The 18,707-nt window shown below is 62.6% G+C and carries 20 protein-coding genes; 13 read left to right on the forward strand and 7 right to left on the reverse strand.

Annotation, left to right across the window (positions count from 1 at the left end; translation table 11 throughout):
* Window positions 1-198: 198 nt before the first annotated feature.
* From BLR80_RS01095 to BLR80_RS01120, 6 genes are all read right to left on the reverse strand, one after another.
* On the reverse strand, window positions 199-963 hold the full coding sequence (locus BLR80_RS01095; RefSeq protein ID WP_092075388.1) for a response regulator transcription factor: 765 nt from the start codon (window positions 961-963) through the stop codon (window positions 199-201).
* 32 nt (window positions 964-995) lie between these two features.
* Complete coding sequence (locus BLR80_RS01100) at window positions 996-2,363, reverse strand: ATP-binding protein (RefSeq protein ID WP_092075390.1); 1,368 nt, start codon at window positions 2,361-2,363, stop codon at window positions 996-998.
* A 135-nt stretch (window positions 2,364-2,498) separates the two neighbouring features.
* A complete protein-coding gene (locus BLR80_RS01105) occupies window positions 2,499-3,863 on the reverse strand; it encodes a DegQ family serine endoprotease (protein ID WP_092075392.1) in 1,365 nt (454 codons plus the stop codon).
* A gap of 155 nt (window positions 3,864-4,018) precedes the next feature.
* Window positions 4,019-5,071: a sensor histidine kinase gene (locus BLR80_RS01110; protein WP_092075394.1), complete on the reverse strand. Its 1,053-nt coding sequence runs from the start codon at window positions 5,069-5,071 to the stop codon at window positions 4,019-4,021.
* A gap of 1 nt (window position 5,072) precedes the next feature.
* Window positions 5,073-5,744 (reverse strand): response regulator, encoded by a 672-nt coding sequence (locus tag BLR80_RS01115; protein WP_092075396.1) that lies wholly within the window; start codon window positions 5,742-5,744, stop codon window positions 5,073-5,075.
* 42 nt (window positions 5,745-5,786) lie between these two features.
* Window positions 5,787-6,599, reverse strand: coding sequence for a pyruvate, water dikinase regulatory protein (locus BLR80_RS01120; RefSeq protein ID WP_092075398.1), 813 nt, complete (start codon window positions 6,597-6,599; stop codon window positions 5,787-5,789).
* 254 nt (window positions 6,600-6,853) lie between these two features.
* Between BLR80_RS01120 and prmA the strand changes: the two genes are divergently transcribed.
* Genes prmA through yjgA form a run of 7 tightly spaced genes read left to right on the forward strand, consistent with a single transcriptional unit; the run spans window position 6,854 to window position 11,979 of the window.
* Window positions 6,854-7,774, forward strand: a complete 921-nt coding sequence (gene prmA / locus BLR80_RS01125; protein ID WP_092075400.1) for a 50S ribosomal protein L11 methyltransferase — start codon at window positions 6,854-6,856, stop codon at window positions 7,772-7,774.
* Between the two features lie 9 nt (window positions 7,775-7,783).
* The gene (locus tag BLR80_RS01130) at window positions 7,784-8,536 is read left to right on the forward strand and encodes a 16S rRNA (uracil(1498)-N(3))-methyltransferase (protein ID WP_092075402.1); all 753 of its coding nucleotides are present in this window, start codon (window positions 7,784-7,786) and stop codon (window positions 8,534-8,536) included.
* 18 nt (window positions 8,537-8,554) lie between these two features.
* Window positions 8,555-9,499, forward strand: a complete 945-nt coding sequence (locus tag BLR80_RS01135; protein ID WP_092075404.1) for an RDD family protein — start codon at window positions 8,555-8,557, stop codon at window positions 9,497-9,499.
* Between the two features lie 29 nt (window positions 9,500-9,528).
* On the forward strand, window positions 9,529-10,380 hold the full coding sequence (gene dapF / locus BLR80_RS01140) for a diaminopimelate epimerase (RefSeq protein ID WP_092075406.1): 852 nt from the start codon (window positions 9,529-9,531) through the stop codon (window positions 10,378-10,380).
* Window positions 10,377-11,021, forward strand: a complete 645-nt coding sequence (locus tag BLR80_RS01145; RefSeq protein ID WP_092075408.1) for a pyrimidine 5'-nucleotidase — start codon at window positions 10,377-10,379, stop codon at window positions 11,019-11,021. The genes dapF and BLR80_RS01145 overlap by 4 nt, the downstream gene beginning before the upstream one ends.
* On the forward strand, window positions 11,018-11,467 hold the full coding sequence (gene dtd, locus BLR80_RS01150; protein WP_092075410.1) for a D-aminoacyl-tRNA deacylase: 450 nt from the start codon (window positions 11,018-11,020) through the stop codon (window positions 11,465-11,467). Before BLR80_RS01145 ends, dtd begins: the two co-directional genes overlap by 4 nt.
* A complete protein-coding gene (gene yjgA / locus BLR80_RS01155) occupies window positions 11,467-11,979 on the forward strand; it encodes a ribosome biogenesis factor YjgA (RefSeq protein WP_092075412.1) in 513 nt (170 codons plus the stop codon). The genes dtd and yjgA overlap by 1 nt, the downstream gene beginning before the upstream one ends.
* Window positions 11,980-12,113: 134 nt before the next feature.
* Here yjgA and trxA read toward each other — a convergent pair whose 3' ends face one another.
* A complete protein-coding gene (gene trxA, locus BLR80_RS01160) occupies window positions 12,114-12,443 on the reverse strand; it encodes a thioredoxin (RefSeq protein WP_092075414.1) in 330 nt (109 codons plus the stop codon).
* A gap of 199 nt (window positions 12,444-12,642) precedes the next feature.
* On the opposite strand from trxA, the gene BLR80_RS01165 reads away from it, so the two are divergent.
* From BLR80_RS01165 to BLR80_RS01190, 6 genes are all read left to right on the forward strand, one after another.
* Window positions 12,643-13,215 carry a phosphoheptose isomerase family protein gene (locus tag BLR80_RS01165; protein ID WP_092075416.1) on the forward strand — a complete coding sequence of 191 codons (573 nt, stop codon included), beginning with the start codon at window positions 12,643-12,645 and terminating at the stop codon, window positions 13,213-13,215.
* Window positions 13,216-13,328: 113 nt separating this feature from the next.
* Window positions 13,329-14,156, forward strand: a complete 828-nt coding sequence (gene ccsB, locus BLR80_RS01170; protein ID WP_092075418.1) for a c-type cytochrome biogenesis protein CcsB — start codon at window positions 13,329-13,331, stop codon at window positions 14,154-14,156.
* Window positions 14,157-14,205: 49 nt separating this feature from the next.
* The gene (gene hemA, locus BLR80_RS01175; protein WP_092075420.1) at window positions 14,206-15,510 is read left to right on the forward strand and encodes a glutamyl-tRNA reductase; all 1,305 of its coding nucleotides are present in this window, start codon (window positions 14,206-14,208) and stop codon (window positions 15,508-15,510) included.
* A complete protein-coding gene (locus BLR80_RS01180) occupies window positions 15,500-16,312 on the forward strand; it encodes a uroporphyrinogen-III synthase (protein ID WP_171906269.1) in 813 nt (270 codons plus the stop codon). The genes hemA and BLR80_RS01180 overlap by 11 nt, the downstream gene beginning before the upstream one ends.
* Window positions 16,312-17,286 carry a porphobilinogen synthase gene (gene hemB, locus BLR80_RS01185; protein ID WP_092075424.1) on the forward strand — a complete coding sequence of 325 codons (975 nt, stop codon included), beginning with the start codon at window positions 16,312-16,314 and terminating at the stop codon, window positions 17,284-17,286. Before BLR80_RS01180 ends, hemB begins: the two co-directional genes overlap by 1 nt.
* Before the next feature lie 110 nt (window positions 17,287-17,396).
* Entirely contained in the window at window positions 17,397-18,689 is a 1,293-nt protein-coding gene (locus BLR80_RS01190; protein ID WP_092075426.1) for a M16 family metallopeptidase, read from the forward strand.
* Window positions 18,690-18,707: the final 18 nt, after the last annotated feature.

Consider the following 18,707-nt stretch of genomic DNA (forward strand, 5'->3'; position numbering starts at 1 on the left):
CCCGTGTCATTAAAATTTCCGCCAGCGGGATGCCGACGGTTAACAAAGGGGAAGTATAACCGCTTCCAGATGCTTTTAAAGGTCGATTTTTGCGATTTTGCGCTCCGGGTGCCCAACGGGCCGCAGTGGCCGGTACTGACCCGGCCGATCTGAGGTGTTGTGCCAGGGGCGGGTTGGCTCCGATTTGGCCCTGGTGCGTCAGTCGCCACTGTCGATCTTGTGGCGCTTCTTGAATTGGCTCAGCCACTGCTGCAATTCTTTTTCCTCGTGTTCCAGCTCGAAGGCATTGATCAGGCCACGCTGCAGCGCAACGGCAACGGCGCGGTTGCGCGGGTTGAAGCCTTCGCCCACCTTTTCGGCGCTGAACTGTTCCTGGTCGATACAGAGTTTGTTGTACAGCGAGTTGAGCCGGCTCTGCACGCCACGGCGTGACAGGTAGCGGCGCTGGGCAATGAGGTTGTCGGTCAGGCCGAGGGAGATGTCGATGAGGGCCTCGAACTCAATGTCCGACAGGGCGGTTTGACTGTGGCCGGTACGACCCTGTACCTTGCGCACCTCCGGATCGATCCAGCACTGTTCATCCAGCAGCACGGTGGTGATGGCGGCGGCGATGCGCTCGCGCGTGTTGGATTTGAGGATGTAGCCGTAAACGGTTTCCGGCGGCACGATCTTCAGAAGGGCGCGCACATACATCTCGTCCTTGAACTGGCTCCAGAAAACGATGCGGGCCTGGGGTTTTTCGTCCCACAGGGCACGGGCGAAGTCGATGCCGTTGAGTTCGGGCATCTGGATATCGCTGATCACCAGCGGCTGGCGACTTTTGAGCGCCAGTTCCAGTGCTGTCTGACCATCGGCGGCGCGCTCAATCTGGAAACGCGCCATGTCGGAGCTGAGCAGCAGCTGTTCGAGAAACTCGAAATCCTTCGGATTGTCTTCGGCAATGATGACGGACAAATCGGGCATGGGCATCTCCGGGAAAGGGGCCGTCGCGCGGCTCAGGCGACAGGCGTGGTGGCCGTCAGCGGCAAATGGAGTTCAAAGCGGGTGCCACTGGAGAAGCGCGACGGTTTGAAGCTGTAGAGGGCACCGATCACTCGCGCCCGTTCTTCGATATTGTACAGGCCGCGGCCGCGTCGCTCGCTGTCCGGCGTGAAACCGCGACCATTGTCCTCCACCGCCAGGATCAGTTGACCGTCGGTACAGTCGAGGCTCAGTTCCAGCCGGCTGGCGGCGGCATGTTTATAAACATTGTGTACCACCTCGACAGCGATGCGGTAGAGCTGCAGTTGCTGGTTTTTCGGCAGTTTCAGGCGCTCGGCCGCCTGCGAGGCGTAAAAGTGCGCCTCGACCTCGCCATGATGCTGATGGCTTTCCAGGTGTGACTGCAGCGCCGCAGTCAAGCCCAGCACGTCGAGGGTCTGCGGGTGCAGATCGTTCATGACCTCGCGCAGATTGTTGATGGTATTCTGCAGATTGCGCTCAAGGCGCTCGGCGCGCTCGTTGCAGCCTTCGCGCTTGAGTTCCTGCACCTCGCGCAGAATGGCGGACAGATCCGACAGGGTCTGATCGTGCAGATCGCGGGCGATGCGGCGGCGCTCGTCCTCGGCGCCCTGCAGTAGCTTTTCGGCCCCCACCACGCGGATGTGTTTTTCCGCCATCTTGTGCAGTGACACGGTTAAATCGTCGAGTTCGTCGCTGATGGTTTCCGGCGTGCGGGTCAGGGTCGGCCTGCCTTCCACCAGGTTGCTGGCCCCGCTGGAAATCAGCTGGATGCGGCGCAGGATGCGGCGTGAGAAGAACAGCGACAGCAGAATGCCCAGCATGATGGCGGTGCTCATGACCACCAGTGACACCAGGGTGGTGCGCGCCACCAGCTCATCCATGTTGCGGGTTTGCAGGCTTTTGAGCTTGCCGCGTTGGCTGCGGGCGTTTTCGATCAGGGTGATCAGCTGAGGTCGCAACTCCTCCAGCGCAGCGATGAAGCGTTCGGTGTCGATGCCCTTTTCCGGATCGAGATTCTGCACTGAACGGCGCAACAGGGAGGCGTCTTCCGCCGAAACCTCCAGGCTCTCCAGGGTGCGTTCGATGGCGCTGGACAGATGGCCATAAAGCACGTCCATCTCCTCTAGGCGTGGCGCGTTGAGTACGAAGTTGCGGCGCAGCGCCAACGACAGGGTCTGGATGCGCTTGGCCGCCAGATCCGCTTCTGCCAAGGCGATGAAGACCTTGCCCAGATCGCTGGCCTGACGCCGTTTGACTGACAGATCCCAGTAGGTGTACTGCAGGAATAACAACAGCAGCCCCATCAGGAGCAGAACCGCTGCCGGCGCCAGCAGAATCTGGTGTTTGAGTTTTATTCGCATGGGCGGCAGGCTAACACAGGGATTTCGCCGAAAACACTGTGCAAATACACAGCGTCCGACAAGCGAATTGCTGGCGTGACGCCCCGGCCGGCCTGGTGGCCGACCGGGGGCGGAGCAGGTGGGGGAGCTTAAGACTCAGGGTGTCAGGCGCAGGGCGACAAAAAACAGGCCCTGGCCGCGCTGGATCAGCAGGCGATGCAGTTGGTCACGCGCCGAGCGCGCCGCCTGTTCCAGATCGGCATTGGAGCGGATTTCGATGCCGTTATACTCGATGATGACATCGCCCGGCTGCAGGCCGGCCCGGGCTGCCGGCCCCGCCGGATCGACGGCGGTGACCAGAACTCCCTGGCTGGTTTGCAGGTCGTAATGCTGGCGCAGTTCCTCCGTCAAGGGACTGGTGTGCAGCCCCAGCGGATGCCCGCTGAGTTGTTGCGTTGGTTGTGTTCCGTCCTCTTCCAGCGCGCCAACCTTGACTGACACGGTTTTCTTTTTCCCTTTGCGGAACAGGGTCAGTTCAGCCTTGTCACCCACCGGCACCGCCGCCACCAAGCGGGGCAGATCATTCATGCTGTCAATGGTTTGATTATTGAACTCCAGAATGATATCGCCACGCTGCAGACCGGCTTTGTCTGCCGGAGAATTCTTGGCGACCGAAGAGACCAGGGCGCCCTGGGCCTGTTCCAGGCCGAAGCTGGTGGCCAGTTCGTCAGAAACCTGCTGAATGGTGACGCCAAGCCAGCCCCGGGTGACATGGCCGGTTTCCTTAAGCTGGGGCACAATGGCTTTGGCCGCGTTGATGGGAATGGCAAAGCCGATACCCTGGCCGCCGGCGACGATGGCGGTGTTGATGCCGATGACCTCACCCTGGGTGTTGAACAGTGGTCCGCCGGAGTTGCCGGGATTGATGGAGGCATCGGTCTGGATGAAGTTGTCGTAGGGGCCGGCGCCGATAACCCGGCCCTTGGCCGAAACGATGCCGACGGTGACGGTCTGCTCCAGACCGAAGGGGTTGCCGATGGCCATGACCCATTCGCCGATTTTGAGTTCGTCGCTGTTGCCCAGGGTCACCGTTGGCAAGGTTTCGCTGGTCTCGATCTTGAGCAGGGCCAGATCGAGTTTGCTGTCGACACCCTTGACTGTGGCGTCGAAGGTTTTGTGGCCGTCAAGCTGAACCTTGATTTCCTCGGCCCGGTCGACCACATGGGCATTGGTAAGAATGTAGCCATCGGTTGAAATAATGAAGCCGGAGCCGAGGGATTTTTTCTTCTGGCCCGGCAGAGGCTGGCCGCGGAAGAAATGCTCAAAGAAATTGTCGAACAGATCGCCATGCGGGCTGCCAAAGCCGCGCAGCCGGTTCTGCAGGGGCGGAACCTCCTTGGTGGTGCTGATGTTGACCACGGCGGGTTTGAGCTTCTCGGTCAGGGCAACGAAATCCGGTGCCGCTGCCAGGGACAAAGAAGGCAGCAGGCACAGCAGAAGCAGGCGGGCCAGAGTTTTCATGCAGTTTTCTCCTCGGGCTGTGGAAGGTTGGATGAAGTGGGGCTGACGGTCGGTGTCCTCCGCATCTCATCTCACCATAAGCAGGCGCCTGGGGAAATACCAGAGGGAAGGCAGCAGGCGGCTGCTGTTGCATTGCCGCCCGCCCTTCTGTGTTTTTAGGCAGTGCTGCCGTTGTCGGCGGGACCGGCGATCGGCAGGGTAACGCGGAAGGTACTGCCCTGGCCCGGCTGCGATTCGACCTCAATGGTTCCCTGGTGAGCCTCGACGATCCATTTGACGATGGCCAGCCCCAGCCCCGTACCGCCCTCGCTGCGGTTGCGGGCTTCGTCCGTGCGGTAGAAACGTTCGAAGATGTGTGGCAGATGTTCGGCGGCGATGCCGATGCCGGTATCGCGGATGGCGATGACGACCCGTTCGTTGTGGCGTGTGACGGCGATATCGACGTGGCCGCCTGCAGGCGTGTAGCGCAGGGCATTGCTGACCAGGTTGAGAAACAGCTGGCGCAGGCGCAGACCGTCGGCGCGAATGCGGATTTCTTCAGGCGTGTGGTGGTGCAGGCTGACCTGGATCTGCTTGTCCTCGGCAATCTTGCGGCCCTGCAGGTAGAGTTCCTGCAGCAGGTCGCTCAGGCTCAGCTCGCTGATGGCCAGCGGCCGCTGGCCCGATTCGCTTTTGGCCAGCGTCAGCAGATCCTCGATGATGCGGCCCATGCGATCGATTTCTTCCATGTTCGATTGCAGGGCGTCGCGGAACTCTTCTGGTGTCTTGGCCCAGCGCAGCGCCACCTCGGTTTCGCCGCGCAGAATGGTCAAGGGTGTGCGCAGTTCGTGGGACGCGTCGCCGGAGAACTGGCGCAGGCGGCGGACGGCCTGGTCGAGCCGCTCCAGCGTGGCGTTGTACTCCGCTGCCAGGCTCTGTACCTCGCTGGCGCGATGGTTGAGTTGCAGGCGCTGATCGAGGCTGGCCAGATTCAGTCGGCCGCAGTGACGACGCAGTTGCTCGAATGTGGCCAGCAATGCGCGCAGCTGGTGCAGCAGCGCCCAGAGGGCGCTGCCCAACAAAGCCGTAGCCAGCAGCAGAACCAGCCAGCGCGCGCTTGGTGACAGCGCGGCGGCCGGCCCGGAGAACAGGGCGGCACCAGCGAGCAGGGCTGCCAGCAGCGCCAGCAGCAGCCAGCTGCCCAAGGCCAGCGTGGCGCTGCGGCTCATGTTATTCCTCCTTCAGCACATAACCGACGCCGCGGATGGTGTGGATCAGTTTCTTGCCGAAATCCTTGTCGATCTTTTTGCGCAGATAGTTGACATACACATCGATGATGTTGGTGAAGGAATCGAAGGTATAGTCCCAGACATGTTCGGCGATCATGGTGCGGGTAAGCACCTGGTTGGGATTGCGCATGAAGTATTCGAGCAGCCCGTATTCCTTGGCGGTCAGGTCGATCTCCTTTTCACCGCGCCAGACCTTGTGGGTAACCGGATCAAGCCGCAGATCGGCGAAGAAGATCTCGGCGCCGCGATCCTTCACGCCGCGGCGCACCAGCGCCTTGGCGCGGGCCAGCAGCTCGGCGAAGGCGAAGGGTTTGGTCAGATAGTCGTCGCTGCCGCTGTCGAGTCCGGCAACGATGTCGTCGACGCTGTCCTTGGCCGTCAGGCACAGGATCGGTGTGTTGATCTCCTTTTCGCGCAGCTCGCGGATGACGGCCAGGCCGTCCATTTTGGGCAGCATCACGTCCATCAGGATCAGGTCGTAGCGGTTGTTCTGCGCCTGCTCCAGACCTTCCTCGCCGTTGTTGGCGATTTCGACGGTGAAGCCTTCCTCTTCCAGCCCGCGCTTGATGAAGCTGGCAACCTTTTTCTCGTCTTCAACGACAAGCACTTTCATCACAGGGTTCTCCTTGGCTGTGGCCGACCACTGCGGTCGGCGTTACTTGAATTTGAGTTTGACCAGCACCTCGTTGGCTGTTTCCTCTACCGCCTTGCCGGTCACATCGATGATAGGCCATTTCTGGCGCCGGAAGAACTGGCGCGCGACCTTGAGTTCTGTTTCAACCTGCTCGAAATCGGCGTAGGCCCGGCGGGGGTCCTGCCCCAGATTTTTCAGCCGCGCGGCCCGCAGTTCCACCAACCGCTCCGGCTGGATGACCAGGCCGGCTACGCGGCTGTGTTCCAGATGTAGCAGCTCCGGCGGTGGCTCAATGCCGCTGACCAGTGGAATATTGGCCACCTTGTAGCCTTGGTGGGCCAGGTACATCGACAGCGGCGTTTTGCTGGTGCGCGACACGCCGACCAGCACGATATCGGCCTTGTTGAGAAAACGGGTTTCCTGGCCATCATCGTTGCGGACAGTGAATTCAACCGCGTCAATGCGGCGAAAATAGGCTTCGTCCACATTGTGCAGCAGGCCGGGGATTTCCGTCGGCGACATGCCGAAGAATTCCGAGCAGCGCATCAGCAGCGGCGTGATAATGTCAACGCTGGTCAGGCCGAGAGCTTCGCATTCATCATGTACCAGTCGTGACAGCTCACGGTTGACAATGGTATAGATCACCAGGGCGCGGCATTGAGCGGCGGCGTCGAGGGCTTCATAAACCTGACCCTTGCTGCGCACATGGCTGATGCGGCGGATACGGGTGCCTTGCCGGCGGAACTGTGTCAGGGCGGCGGAAATCATCTTTTCCGCCGTTTCGCCCGTGGCATCGGACAGCAGAAAAACCGTTTTGTCACTGGTAGGGTTCATGCGGTCGGCGGCACCTCTTTCAATGGCTATTTCATGAATTGGTGTTTATTGTGACACGGTATAGCAGGGTTTTGGCAGATTGCAACAGACATTTTCATGAATTTTTTGCCGGCGACATGGCTGGCGGACTTTTTCTTTTCAATACCAGATATGGTTTATCAATTCATTAAATAAGGACAAGATTAAAACCTGAGCTTGCCGGCCTGTCAAGGATTTTTATTGCGTTTCGCCAGCAGCTTTGCTACACAGGCGAAATGACTGAAAAATGGCTTGAAATATCTCTGACAGCAACGGCCGCTCAGGCCGATCTGCTTTGTGGCCTGCTCGATAGCCTGGGCTGTGCCGGTGTGCTGGTGAGCGAGCGTAAGCTCGACACCTTTGTCGTGCCCGATCCCGATGCGGTCGAAGAGGGGCCTCTGCAGTTGCGGGCTTTTTTTCCGCAACAGCCGGCGGAGGTGCTGTTCGAGCGCCTGGCCGCGTTGCTGGCTGATTATGGTGCGCTGCTGCCACCGTTGGCCGCACTGGCGCCGGACGCGCGGCTGATCGATGGCCAGGACTGGGCGCATGGCTGGAAGCAGCACTTTACGACCCTGCGCATCGGTCGGCGTTTGCTGGTGCGGCCGAGTTGGGAGGCGGTAACGGCGGGGCCGGAGGATGCGTTGATCACCCTTGATCCGGGCATGGCTTTTGGTACTGGCAGCCATGAAACCACCTTTCTGTGTCTTGAGGCCCTGGCCGACCGCTTCGAACTTCAGCCGGTGCCCCGGTCCCTGCTCGATGTTGGAACCGGCTCGGGGATTCTGGCCATTGCGGCGGCGGCCCTGGGCGCTGAAAGGGTGCTGGCTTGCGATATTGATCCCCAGGCTTGCGCCACGGCGCGGGACAATGCCGTTATCAACGGCGTGCAGGATCGGGTCGAGGTAACCGCTGCGCCCCTGGAGGCGCTGCCGGCTGGGTTCGATCTGGTGGTGGCCAATATTCTGGCGGAGGAGAATGTTCGTCTGGCCGCCGAACTGGTCAACCGGCTGGCGCCAGCCGGCACACTGATTCTGTCGGGCATTCTGGCAGAAAAACAGGCGCTGGTTGTTGCCGGCTTCGAGCCCTTTTTCCCCGAGCCACCGCAGATCCACCAGAAAAACGAATGGCTTTGTCTGATTTATGCCCGGCCGGGCTGATTTTCTCCCATGCGTCGCTTCCTGCTGCCCAGCCTGCCTGAAACCCTGGTCGAACCCGAGCTGGCCTTGCCGGCTGAGGTGGCCCACCATCTGACCACCGTCCTGCGTCTTGCGCCGGGCAGCCGGCTGCAGCTTGGCGATGGCCAGGGACGCTGGGCCGAGGCCGAACTGTTGACGGCGCAGCGACACCAGGCGCGGGTGCGGCTGGTGCGGTTGGGCTATCAGGCAGAAACGGCGCTGTCGCTGGTGTTGTTGCAGGCCCTGCCGGCGGGCGATAAATTTGACTGGATCGTGCAGAAAAACACCGAACTGGGGGTTGGTGCCTTTGTGCCGTTGATCAGCGAGCGGTGCCAGGCGGCGGCCCGTGCCCAGGGGGAACGCAAGCGCCAGCGCTGGCAGCGTATCGCCGAGGAGGCCGCCCGGCAGAGCGGGCGGACACATGTGCCGTCGGTCGGTGTGCCCTGTTCGCTGGCCGAGGCCTTGTCGGGCTGTGATGCCGCGTTGCGGCTGGTGCCCTGGGAAGAATCCGACCGGCCTCTGGCGGCGGCATTGCCCGTCGCTGCGCCGGCCTCCATGGCTGTGCTGATCGGGCCGGAGGGTGGTCTGTCGGCGGCCGATCTGGCCCTCGCCAGCGCCGCCGGTTTTATCCCGGTCGCCCTGGGACCGCGCATCCTGCGGACCGAAACCGCCGGCATGGCCCTAGCGGCGATCCTGCAGTTTCATTACGGGGATCTGGCCGAGGGCGTGCCGGAATCCGTCTGACCGGAGAAGCGAGCGCCTATGCGTTGCTCACATTGTGGCTATCACAGCTTTGATCATCTCAGCCACTGCAAGAAATGCGGCGCCTCCTTTGCCTTGCCACCCCTGCCGGCGATCTGGTCTGATCCGGCGATTGAGGCCGTGACCGCCCTGGCGCCGCTGCCGCCGGAGTCTTTGCCGTCTACCGAGGTGGAGCCTTGGCCGGTGGTTGGCGACCTGCTGGTGCCTCAGCCCGAGCCCGCCGTTGCCGAGGCTCGCGCCACCTTCGCTTCCCTCCCGTTTACCCCTCGGCAGCCGCCCGTTGATCCGCCGACCGCTACCCCGCAGCCACAGCCGCCAGTGGTTGCCGCCGAGCAGCCGCCGGCGGTGCCCGTCCGGCCGGAAAAGCGCCGTGTGGCGGAAAGCAGCCTGTCAGACAGTAGCCTGTTATGGCGGGCGCTGGAGCAGCCGTTGTTGCCGGAAGCGCCGGACGAAGGGCTCTCTCTGTTGGAGCGGCTGGCGCTGGCCTTGCGGCGGTTACTGGCGGCGCTGATTGATGGTCTGTTGCAAGTGTTGTTGTGGCTGGCGGCCTGCTGGCTGGCCCTGACGCTGGGCGCCGGACCGGTGCCGCTGAGTCTGTGGCAGCCTCTGGCGCTGCTGGCTGGCCTGATTCTGCTGGTTTATGCGCCACTGTTTCATTATGCTTATGGCCAGACGCCGGGTCAGCAGCTGCTGCAGCTGCGGCTGTGCGGTCAGGATGCGGCTCCCGTACGGCTGGGGCAGGCCCTGCTGCGGCGGCTCGCGGCGTTGCTGATGCTGGTGCCGCTGGGGCTGCCTTACGCGGCGCTGCTGTGGCGGACCGATGGCCAGGGCTGGCATGACCGTGTGGCTGGCACCCGGCTGATAGATGACGGCGCGCTGGCGCAGGAAAACTTGGAATCGCCGGAGTCGTTGGCGGAGGCCGGCCCGCCGGAGCTGTTTTTCTAGGGCCAGTGGCGGTGGCGAAAGGAGCGAGCATGCGGTTTGTCAAGATGCAGGGGATTGGCAACGACTATGTCTATATTGATGGTTTTGACCAGCAGATTGAACAGCCCGAACGGCTGGCGGCGCGGGTCAGCGACCGTCACTTCGGCATTGGCGGCGATGGTCTGATTCTGATTCTGCCGTCCCAAATTGCCGATGCCCGCATGCGTGTGTTCAATGCCGACGGCAGCGAAGCGCAGATGTGTGGCAACGGTATTCGCTGTGTCGCCAAGTACCTCTACGAGGCGCGGCGGGTTCAGCGGCGCGAACTGACCATCGAAACGGCGGCTGGCCTGCGCCAGTTGCAGCTGCGCACCGATGCCGCCGATCGGGTGGTTCAGGTGTCCGTCGACATGGGCGCGCCACGCTTGCAGCGCAGTGCCCTGCCGATGACCGGTCCGTCCGATGAGCAGGCGCTGGGCGTGCGACTGGAACTGGCCGATCAGGCCTTCGAGGCGTACTGCCTGTCCATGGGCAATCCCCATTGCGTCATTTTCGTGCCCGATGTTGCCGCGGTGCCGCTGGCGCTGTGGGGGCCGCAGATTGAGACCCATGCCTGGTTTCCCGAACGCATCAATGTTGAGTTTGTTCAGGTGCTCTCGCCCGAGGCCGTGCGCCAGCGCACCTGGGAACGCGGTGCCGGCGAGACCCTGGCCTGTGGCACCGGCGCCTCGGCGGTGACGGTGGCCGGTTTTCTCAGTGGTCGCACCGGCCGGCGGATTCGCAACCAGCTGACGGGCGGAGAGCTGGAGCTGTATTACAGCGAAGAGGGGCCGGTGATCATGACCGGGCCGGCTGTCGAGGTCTGCCGCGGCACCTTTGTGCCGGCGGAGCTGCTGACGTGAAAGCGGTCTTTTTCGATCTTGACAATACCCTCTACAGCGCCGCCTGTAATCTGTTCGGCCTGATCGACGTGCGCATCAACCGTTATATGCATGAGGTGGTTGGCATTCCGGCCGAATCCGTCGATGCGTTGCGGTGCCACTACTGGCGCCAGTATGGTGTGACTCTGCGTGGCCTGATGGAGGAACACGGTACCGATCCGGAGGATTATCTGCACTATGTGCACGATATCGATGTGACCAGTCGCCTACGGCCCGATCCGCAGTTGCGCCGGCAACTCGATGCAATGCCGCAGCGCAAGTTCGTCTTCACCAATGGCACCGCTGAACATGCCGAGCGGGTGCTGGGCTGTCTGGGGGTGCGTGACTGCTTCGAGGCACTGTTCGATATCCGGGTCAGCGACTATTGCCCCAAGCCCCAGCTGCCGCCCTATCAGGCGGTGCTGCGGCGGACACAGGTGGCGGCGACGGAGGCTCTGATGGTCGAGGACAGTGCCGACAACCTGACGCCGGCGGGACGCCTGGGCATGCGGACCATTCTGGTGGCATCCCACGCGCGGCGACCGCCGCAGGCCGATGCCGTGGTTGCCTCGGTGCATCAGGTGCCGGCCCTGGTGGCCCACTGGCAGCGGCAATTGGCATGAAGGTGGTACTGCAGCGGGTGCAACGCGCCAGTGTGACCGTGGCGGAGCGAACGGTAGCGGCGATCGGGCCGGGTTTGCTGGTCCTGGTCGGTGTGGCGCAGGGCGACACCGTCGACGACGTGGTTTATCTGGCGGACCGGATTCGATTGCTGCGGTTGTTCGAGGATGAGGCCGGCAAGATGAACCGGTCGCTGGAGGAGGTTGGCGGCGCCGTGTTGCTGGTGTCGCAGTTCACCCTGCTGGCTGATTGTCGCAAGGGCCGAAGGCCGGGCTTTTCGGCGGCGGCGCCGCCGGATCAGGCCGAGCAACTCTATCTGGCGCTGGCGGCGCGGCTGCGTGAGCAGGCCGTGGCGGTGGCTACCGGTATCTTTCAGGCCGACATGCAGGTGGAACTGGTCAACGATGGACCGGTGACCCTGCTGCTTGACAGCCGACGGGAGAACTGATGCGTTTTGCTGATGACAGCATTCAGAGCAAGTCGGGCCGCAAACGGGCGGCCCAGGCTATTGAGGCCTTGGCCCTGCAGCTGGTGACGGTGCCGGCCGCCTGGCTGCAGAAGGCGGATTTTTCGCCAGAGTTGCGCCAGGCCCTGACCCAGGCGCGAGCGCTTGACGCCCACGGTGCCCGCAAGCGTCAGATCAAGTATCTGGCGGGTCTGTTGCGCGAGGATCCCCGGCAGCAGGAGCAGGCGCGTCAGCTGCTGGCGGGTCAGGAACAACAGCACCAGCATCAGGCGGCCCATTTCCATCGCCTTGAACGGCTGCGCGAGCGGCTGTGCGCCGGCGAGGCCGAGCGCGCGGCGGTGCTGGCGGAGCTGACCGGTCAGGTCAGCATGTCCGGACTGGCCGAACTGGAACAACTGGCTCGTGGCTGCTCAGGGCCGGTTGACAAGGCCAGCTACCGTCAACTGTTTCGTTTGTTGCACCAGCTGCTTGCGGAAGATAGCAGGGGCCAGTAGTCTGGCGGGGTGCGCCAAGGCGTTATGACGGGGTTTAAAACGGCCTGTCAAGGAGCGCATAAAGAAAAAACCCGGCCGGAGCCGGGTTTTTCTTGTGGTGCGGGATCGTGGTTGTGACGTGACGGGTGTCGGGCCTAGAGCGCTTTCTTGATGAAGTTCTCCAGCTGCGACTTGGGGACGGCGCCGACCAGCTGGTCAACCACCTTGCCGTCCTTGAACAGAATCAGGGTCGGGATGCCACGCACACCGAATTTGCCCGGGGTGTCGGGATTCTCATCAACGTTGACCTTGCCGATCTTGACCTGGCCATCAAACTGGCCGGCCAGTTCGTCAATGACCGGCAGAATGGCCTTGCAGGGTGCGCACCAGGTGGCCCAGAAGTCCACCAGAACCGGCAGAGACGACTGCAGCACCTCGGTGTCGAAATTGGCATCGGTAAACTGGAATACCTTGTCACTGGCCATAAGCTGTTTTCCTCCTGTTGAGCGGGGGTCGGTGTCGGTACTGGCTGGCAGCGGCCCGGCACGGATGAAACGGGTGAAAACGGAACGGGAAACCGAGACGTTTTTAACCCGGCCATGATAAAACAGCAGGCTGAAAAAGCAAGACCAAACTCAAGCCACACCACGGCGGTCGTATCGGCCGCGGCGGGAGGATGTCGCGATGAGCGAAAAACTGATTGAAGCCTTGCAGCAGCACAACAGCCTGCTCGAACGCAGTCTGGCCCTGCATGCGGAGACCCTGGAGAACGCCGCGCGGCTGGTGGCGGAAACCTTTACCGCTGGCGGCCGGCTGCTGGTGGTGGCCAGTGCCGCCCTGCAGGATCTGGCCCGCCTGCTAGTGGTTGGCTTTGCCCATCAACTCGATGTCGAGCGACCGGCGCTACCGGCTTTGGGGCTGGGGTTTGATGGCAGCCTGGTCGCGGCGCTGAGCGAGGCTGAGCAGTTCGATCAGCTGTCTGCCAGCCAGGTGCAGATTCTGGCTCGACCCGAAGACTGTCTGCTGTTGCTGGACTGCGCCGCGGAGCCGGCCCTGCTGGCGGCGCAGCAGACGGCTCGCGAGCTGGGCTGCCGTACGCTGGTGCTGTCGTTGGCGGAAGAAGGCGCCTGGCAGTTGGGTGGCGCCGAACTGGTCATCAGTCTGCAGGCCGACAGCCGCAGTCGGGGACGCGAGGTGCTGCTGTTTCATTTGCAGATGCTCTGCGAACTGGTGGAAGCGGAGCTGTTCGGTCTGTAGTGATGGCGAGTCAGCTGTCACACAGGGAAAGCTGTTGACAGGTCTTTTGCGGCCCGCCTAGTATGGCGACCCTGTGCCCATGGTGGCCGATTCGCTGCAAAAAAGGGGGAACCATGAACATCCTGCTGTACAAGGTCGCCCTGCTGCTGTACCTGGTGGCGACTCTGTTGGCGCTGGTCAGTGCCGTGCGTAACCGCCCCGAACGCAGCAGCTGGAGCATGACGGCCCTGCTGCTGGCCTTCACCGTTCATAGCTTGACCCTGCTGGTACGCTACCTTGAGGCTGGCTACACGCCGGTGACCAATCTGCACGAATCCTTGTCTTTCTTTGCCTGGACGCTGGCCGGCGTCTTCACCCTGGTGAACTGGCGGCTGCGCATGGATGTGCTGGCGGTTACCACCTGCACCTTCATCCTGGTGCTGATGCTGTTCGGCAGCCTGATCCCGATGCAGACCCAGCCGCTCAACCCGGCTCTCGACAGCTTCTGGCTGCCGATCCATGTTGGCTTGGCCTTTCTCGGTAATGCGGTGTTCACCGTTGCCTTTGTGGCCGGCGTATTTTACCTGGTGCAGGAGCGCATGCTCAAGAGCAAGAAGTTTTCTGCCCTTTATTACCGGCTGCCGTCGCTGGAAACCCTTGATTCCCTCAATTACCGCTGCCTGACCTTCGGTTTTCCGTTGATGACCATGGGCATCATTTCCGGGGCCGTCTGGGCTGAATCGGCCTGGGGCACCTACTGGAGTTGGGATCCGAAGGAAGCCTGGGCCCTGATCACCTGGTTTCTTTATGCCGCCCTGCTGCATGGTCGCCTGACGGTGGGCTGGCGTGGCCGGCGCGCCGCCATTTTCGCAATTATCGGATTTCTTTTTGTGCTGTTTACCTTCCTGGGTGTCAACCTGCTGCTGCCGGGGCTGCACAGCTACAGCTCCATGGCTGGTTGATCGCGCCCCCGGCCTCTTGTGGGCTGCACCTGCCGTCACGGGATGAAGGATGGATATTTTTGTTGTCGGTTTAAGCCATAAAACCGCGCCGGTCGCCCTGCGTGAGAAGGTCGCCTTTGCACCGGAACGTCTGGCGCAGGCCCTGCACCAACTGGCGGCCCTGGCGCCGTTGCGCGAGGTGCTGATTGTTTCGACCTGTAACCGGGTGGAACTCTACGCCAGCGGGCCCGACGCGGCAGCTGGCAGTGCCGCGCTGCGCGATTTTCTGGCCGGGTACCATCAGCTGCCTGCCAGCGAGCTCAATGGCCATCTCTATGCCCATCAGGGCCCGTCTGCCATCCGCCATGCCTTTCGCGTGGCCGCCAGCCTCGATTCCATGGTGATTGGCGAGCCGCAGATTCTCGGCCAGATCAAGACCGCCTACCAGAACGCCGTCGAGCACAAAACCGTCGGCCTGATTCTTAACCGTTTCTTCCACAAGGCCTTTTCCGTGGCCAAGCGGGTGCGTACCGAGACCAACATCGCCGGCAACGCCGTGTCGGTGTCCTTTGCCGCAGTGGAGCTGGCCCGCAAGATCTTCGGCAGCATCGAAGGCAAGAAGGTGCTGCTCATTGGTGCCGGTGAAATGTGTGAACTGGCGGCCCGCCATTTCGTCAACAACGGGGTCGACCGGGTGCTGGTGACCAACCGCACCTTCGCCCGCGCTGAGGCGTTGGCGCGCGAGTTCTCCGGCCAGGCGGTGCTGTTCGATAACTTTCCCGACCACCTGCACCAGGTGGACATTGTGCTGTCGTCCACCGGCGCCACCAGCTTTGTCATTCATCCGCAACAGGTGCAGCAGGCCCTGCGCCAGCGCAAGAACCGGCCGATGTTTTTTATAGATATTGCCGTGCCGCGTGATATCGATCCGCGGGTCAATGACCTTAATAACGTTTACCTCTACGATGTCGATGATTTGCAGGGCGTGGTCAACGCCAACCTGAAGGAACGGCACAAGGAAGCCGAACAGGCCGAGCAGATTATCGAGCACGAGATCGGCCAGTTCAGCAGCTGGCTGCAGGGTCTGCAGGTGGTGCCGACCATTGCGGCCTTGCGGCGCAAGGTCGAGGAGCTGCGGCAGGCCGAACTGGAACGCACCTTCAGCAATCTCAAGGAACTGGATGAGCGCCAGCGCCGCGCCATTGAGGCCATGAGCGCGGCGCTGGTCAACAAGCTGCTGCACGGGCCGACCCAGAGGCTCAGAGAGGCGCAGAAGCAGGATCAGGCCCAGCCCTATGTTGATGCGCTGCAGCAGCTGTTCGAACTGGAGGTTGGCCTGGCCGATGAACCCTTGCGGACGCTGGATGAACACTGAAGCGTTGAGCACGGCCTTGCATGGCCGGCGGGTTCTGGTCACCCGGCCACGCCAGCAGGCACAGGAATTTGTCCGATTGCTGCAGCAGGCCGGCGCCGAGGCGCTGGCGTTGCCGTTGATCCGCATTGCCGCGCCGGTCGACCCGCAGCCCTTGTGGCAGGCCCTTGCTGCCCTGGCAGACTACGATGCCGTGCTGCTGACCTCGGTCAATGGCGTGGCGGCCGTGCGGCAGCTGTTGCAACCGGATGGCGCGCCGGCCTTTGTCTGGCCCAGCACGGTGCGGTTGTTCGCCGTCGGGCCCAAAACCGCGGCGGCGCTGCAGCGGCTTGGCTGGCCAGTGTGCCAGCCGCAGGCCGATTTCCGGGCCGAGAGCCTGCTGGCATTGCTGCAGCAACAGGGCGTGGCCGGCTGGCGGGTGCTCTATCCGCGGGCCGAGCAGGTGCGGCCGGTGCTGCCCGAGGGGTTGCGTGCCGCCGGTGCCATGCTGGAGGATCCGGTGGCCTATCGCACCCTGCCGGATCTGGAACGGCGCGATGAACTGCTGGCGCTGCTGCCGCACCTTGACGCCGTCACCTTCGCCTCTTCTTCCAGTGTCGAACAGTTTGTTGCCCTGCTCGGGAGCGAGACCGCCGCTGCGGTCTGCCGTGATCTGTGCTGCGCCAGCATCGGCCCGGTTACCACGGCCACGGCGCAGCGTTTCGGCCTGGCTGTGCAGGCCGAAGCCGAGCCCTATACCCTTGAAGGCCTGGTGGCCGCGTTGCAGCGCCATTTCGTTTCTTTGCCAACCCAGGAGAGATGCTGATGAACTTTCCCCAGTACCGCGCCCGCCGCACCCGCCGCAGCGACAGCCTGCGCCGGATGGTGCGCGAAACCCATCTGCGGCCGGAAGATCTGATCTATCCGCTGTTCAGCGCCTTCGGTGACAATATCCGCAAGGAAATTCCGTCCATGCCCGGTATTTACCAGCAGTCTATCGAGCATCTGGTAGCCGAGGCGCGCCAGGCGCAGGAACTGGGTATTGGTGCGGTGATCCTGTTCGGTATTCCCGAGCACAAGGATCCGCTGGGCCAGGATGCCTACAGCGATGCGGGTATTATCCAGCGCACCATCCGTGCCCTCAAGGCCGAGTTGCCCCAGCTGACCGTCATTACCGATGTCTGCCTGTGCGAGTACACGGATCACGGCCATTGCGGCGTCATTTGCGACGGCGATGTTGATAACGATGCCACCCTCAGGCTGCTGGCGGCCGAGGCGCTGTCCCATGCCCGTGCCGGTGCCGATATCGTCGCTCCCAGCGATATGATGGATGGTCGCATCGCCGCGTTGCGCGAGGCGCTCGACGCCAATCATTTCAGCCATATTCCCATTATGAGCTACGCCGTCAAGTATGCCAGCGCTTACTATGGCCCGTTCCGTGACGCGGCCGATTCGACGCCGCAGTTCGGCGACCGGCGCAGCTACCAGATGGACCCGGCCAACCGTCGCGAGGCTTTCCGCGAGGCGGCCCTTGATGTGGCCGAAAATGCCGACTTCCTGATGGTCAAGCCGGCTCTGGCCTATCTCGATATCCTGCGCGACATCCGCGAGCGCAGCGATCTGCCGCTGGTGGCCTACAACGTGTCGGGAGAGTATTCCATGCTCAAGGCGGCGGCGCGACAGGGCTGGATTGATCACGACCGGGTGATGCTGGAAACCCTGCTGGGCATGAAGCGTGCCGGCGCCGACCTGATCATCACCTACCACGCGCTGGAAGCGGCCCGTCTGCTGCGGAGCTGATCCGGCATTGCCTGGCGTGGCAGTGTGCCCGCCAGGCGACAGAAGAACAGCGTATAGCAAGGGCGGCCCGTCAGTGGGTCGCCTTTTTCACAGGAAAAACAGGAAAATCTATGGCGGATTCGATCGGCGAGGATTATCTGCAGCACAGCCTGGCCAATGGTGTGCGACTGGTGCTGGTGCCCGCTCCCCATCTGCACAGTGTCGAACTGGTCTGCTATGTTGGCGTGGGCAGTCGCGATGAAACGCGTGCCCAGGCCGGCCTGTCGCATGTGGTCGAGCACATGCTGTTTCGCGGCAACAGTCGCTATGCCTCCGGCCCCCTCATTGAGCAGGCCTTCGAGCGTTGTGGCAGCAGTGTCAATGCCGCTACCGATGTCGAGTCGACCAGCTTCTTTGCCCGCGTCCATCCGGCGGCGACGGCCGAAGCCCTTGAACTTTTCGCCTTGCTGTTGCGCACCCCGCGTTTTCAGCAGTTGGAAACGGAAAAGGCCATCATTCTGGAAGAGGCCCTGGGTGACTATAACGCCGATGGTGAGGATGTCTGTATTGACAACCATATCGGTCGACTGTTGTGGGGCGATCATGCCCTGGGACAACCGGTTATCGGTTATCCCGAAAGTATTCGCTCCTTTACGGTCGAACAGGTTCGCGCCTGGTACCAGCGCTATTATGTGCCGGGCAATCTGCTGATCGTCCTGGCCGGGCCCCTGACCCTGGCCGAGGTGTTGCCGGCGGTCGACAGGGCCTTTGGCGACTGGCAACCGGCGCCGCTGCCGGCGCGCGATTTCCCTCTGCCCCCGCCGGTTATCGGACCGCGCTTTGCCTGGGTGGCCGATAACGACGCGCAGCTGAGTGTGCAGCTGGCCTGGCGTACCGGCGGCTATCGCGATCCCGCCAGCCCGGCCCTGCGTGCCCTGCGCCGTCTGCTGGCCGAGGGGGGCGTGAGCCGACTGATGTCAAGCCTGCGCGAAGATGCGGGCCTGACCTATCATGTTGACGCCAGTTTGGAGGAATATCCGGCCTGTGGCTGCCTGACCATCGATCTGACCAGTGAGCCGGACAAGCTGGTGCGGGTGGTGGAGACCCTGCGGCGGGAGGTTGTGCGGGCCTGCCAGCCGGCCAGCGCCGCCGAGGTGCAGCACCTGATTCGCACCGCGCTGCACCAGCTCGATTTCAGTCGCGATAGTGTCGAGGAACTGGCCGGTCGCTATGGCTGGGGCCTGTTCAGCGGCCAGTTGCGTACCCTGCAGCAAGAGCGCCAGCTGTGGCAGCAGCTGACGGCAGAAGCCATCGTGACCGCGGCTGCACAGGTGTTGCGGCCCGAGCAGCTCTGTTTCGCCTGTGTTGGTCCCTGGCGTGCCGCCGACCGCCAGCAGGTCGAGGCCCTATTGCGTGTCTTGTAGGGCCGGTGCGGCCATTGC

Source organism: Desulfuromonas thiophila (assembly GCF_900101955.1).
GTDB classification, from domain to species: domain Bacteria; phylum Desulfobacterota; class Desulfuromonadia; order Desulfuromonadales; family Desulfuromonadaceae; genus Pseudodesulfuromonas; species Pseudodesulfuromonas thiophila.

What these genes read in the sequence shown, in the direction of transcription:
- BLR80_RS01095 (WP_092075388.1), bottom strand. Translation starts at nt 963, where the DNA reads ATGCCCGATTTGTCCGTCATCATTGCCGAAGACAATCCGAAGGATTTC.
- BLR80_RS01100 (WP_092075390.1), bottom strand. Translation starts at nt 2,363, where the DNA reads ATGCGAATAAAACTCAAACACCAGATTCTGCTGGCGCCGGCAGCGGTT.
- BLR80_RS01105 (WP_092075392.1), bottom strand. Translation starts at nt 3,863, where the DNA reads ATGAAAACTCTGGCCCGCCTGCTTCTGCTGTGCCTGCTGCCTTCTTTG.
- BLR80_RS01110 (WP_092075394.1), bottom strand. Translation starts at nt 5,071, where the DNA reads ATGAGCCGCAGCGCCACGCTGGCCTTGGGCAGCTGGCTGCTGCTGGCG.
- BLR80_RS01115 (WP_092075396.1), bottom strand. Translation starts at nt 5,744, where the DNA reads ATGAAAGTGCTTGTCGTTGAAGACGAGAAAAAGGTTGCCAGCTTCATC.
- BLR80_RS01120 (WP_092075398.1), bottom strand. Translation starts at nt 6,599, where the DNA reads ATGAACCCTACCAGTGACAAAACGGTTTTTCTGCTGTCCGATGCCACG.
- prmA (WP_092075400.1), top strand. Translation starts at nt 6,854, where the DNA reads ATGACTGAAAAATGGCTTGAAATATCTCTGACAGCAACGGCCGCTCAG.
- BLR80_RS01130 (WP_092075402.1), top strand. Translation starts at nt 7,784, where the DNA reads ATGCGTCGCTTCCTGCTGCCCAGCCTGCCTGAAACCCTGGTCGAACCC.
- BLR80_RS01135 (WP_092075404.1), top strand. Translation starts at nt 8,555, where the DNA reads ATGCGTTGCTCACATTGTGGCTATCACAGCTTTGATCATCTCAGCCAC.
- dapF (WP_092075406.1), top strand. Translation starts at nt 9,529, where the DNA reads ATGCGGTTTGTCAAGATGCAGGGGATTGGCAACGACTATGTCTATATT.
- dtd (WP_092075410.1), top strand. Translation starts at nt 11,018, where the DNA reads ATGAAGGTGGTACTGCAGCGGGTGCAACGCGCCAGTGTGACCGTGGCG.
- yjgA (WP_092075412.1), top strand. Translation starts at nt 11,467, where the DNA reads ATGCGTTTTGCTGATGACAGCATTCAGAGCAAGTCGGGCCGCAAACGG.
- trxA (WP_092075414.1), bottom strand. Translation starts at nt 12,443, where the DNA reads ATGGCCAGTGACAAGGTATTCCAGTTTACCGATGCCAATTTCGACACC.
- BLR80_RS01165 (WP_092075416.1), top strand. Translation starts at nt 12,643, where the DNA reads ATGAGCGAAAAACTGATTGAAGCCTTGCAGCAGCACAACAGCCTGCTC.
- ccsB (WP_092075418.1), top strand. Translation starts at nt 13,329, where the DNA reads ATGAACATCCTGCTGTACAAGGTCGCCCTGCTGCTGTACCTGGTGGCG.
- hemA (WP_092075420.1), top strand. Translation starts at nt 14,206, where the DNA reads ATGGATATTTTTGTTGTCGGTTTAAGCCATAAAACCGCGCCGGTCGCC.
- BLR80_RS01180 (WP_171906269.1), top strand. Translation starts at nt 15,500, where the DNA reads ATGAACACTGAAGCGTTGAGCACGGCCTTGCATGGCCGGCGGGTTCTG.
- hemB (WP_092075424.1), top strand. Translation starts at nt 16,312, where the DNA reads ATGAACTTTCCCCAGTACCGCGCCCGCCGCACCCGCCGCAGCGACAGC.
- BLR80_RS01190 (WP_092075426.1), top strand. Translation starts at nt 17,397, where the DNA reads ATGGCGGATTCGATCGGCGAGGATTATCTGCAGCACAGCCTGGCCAAT.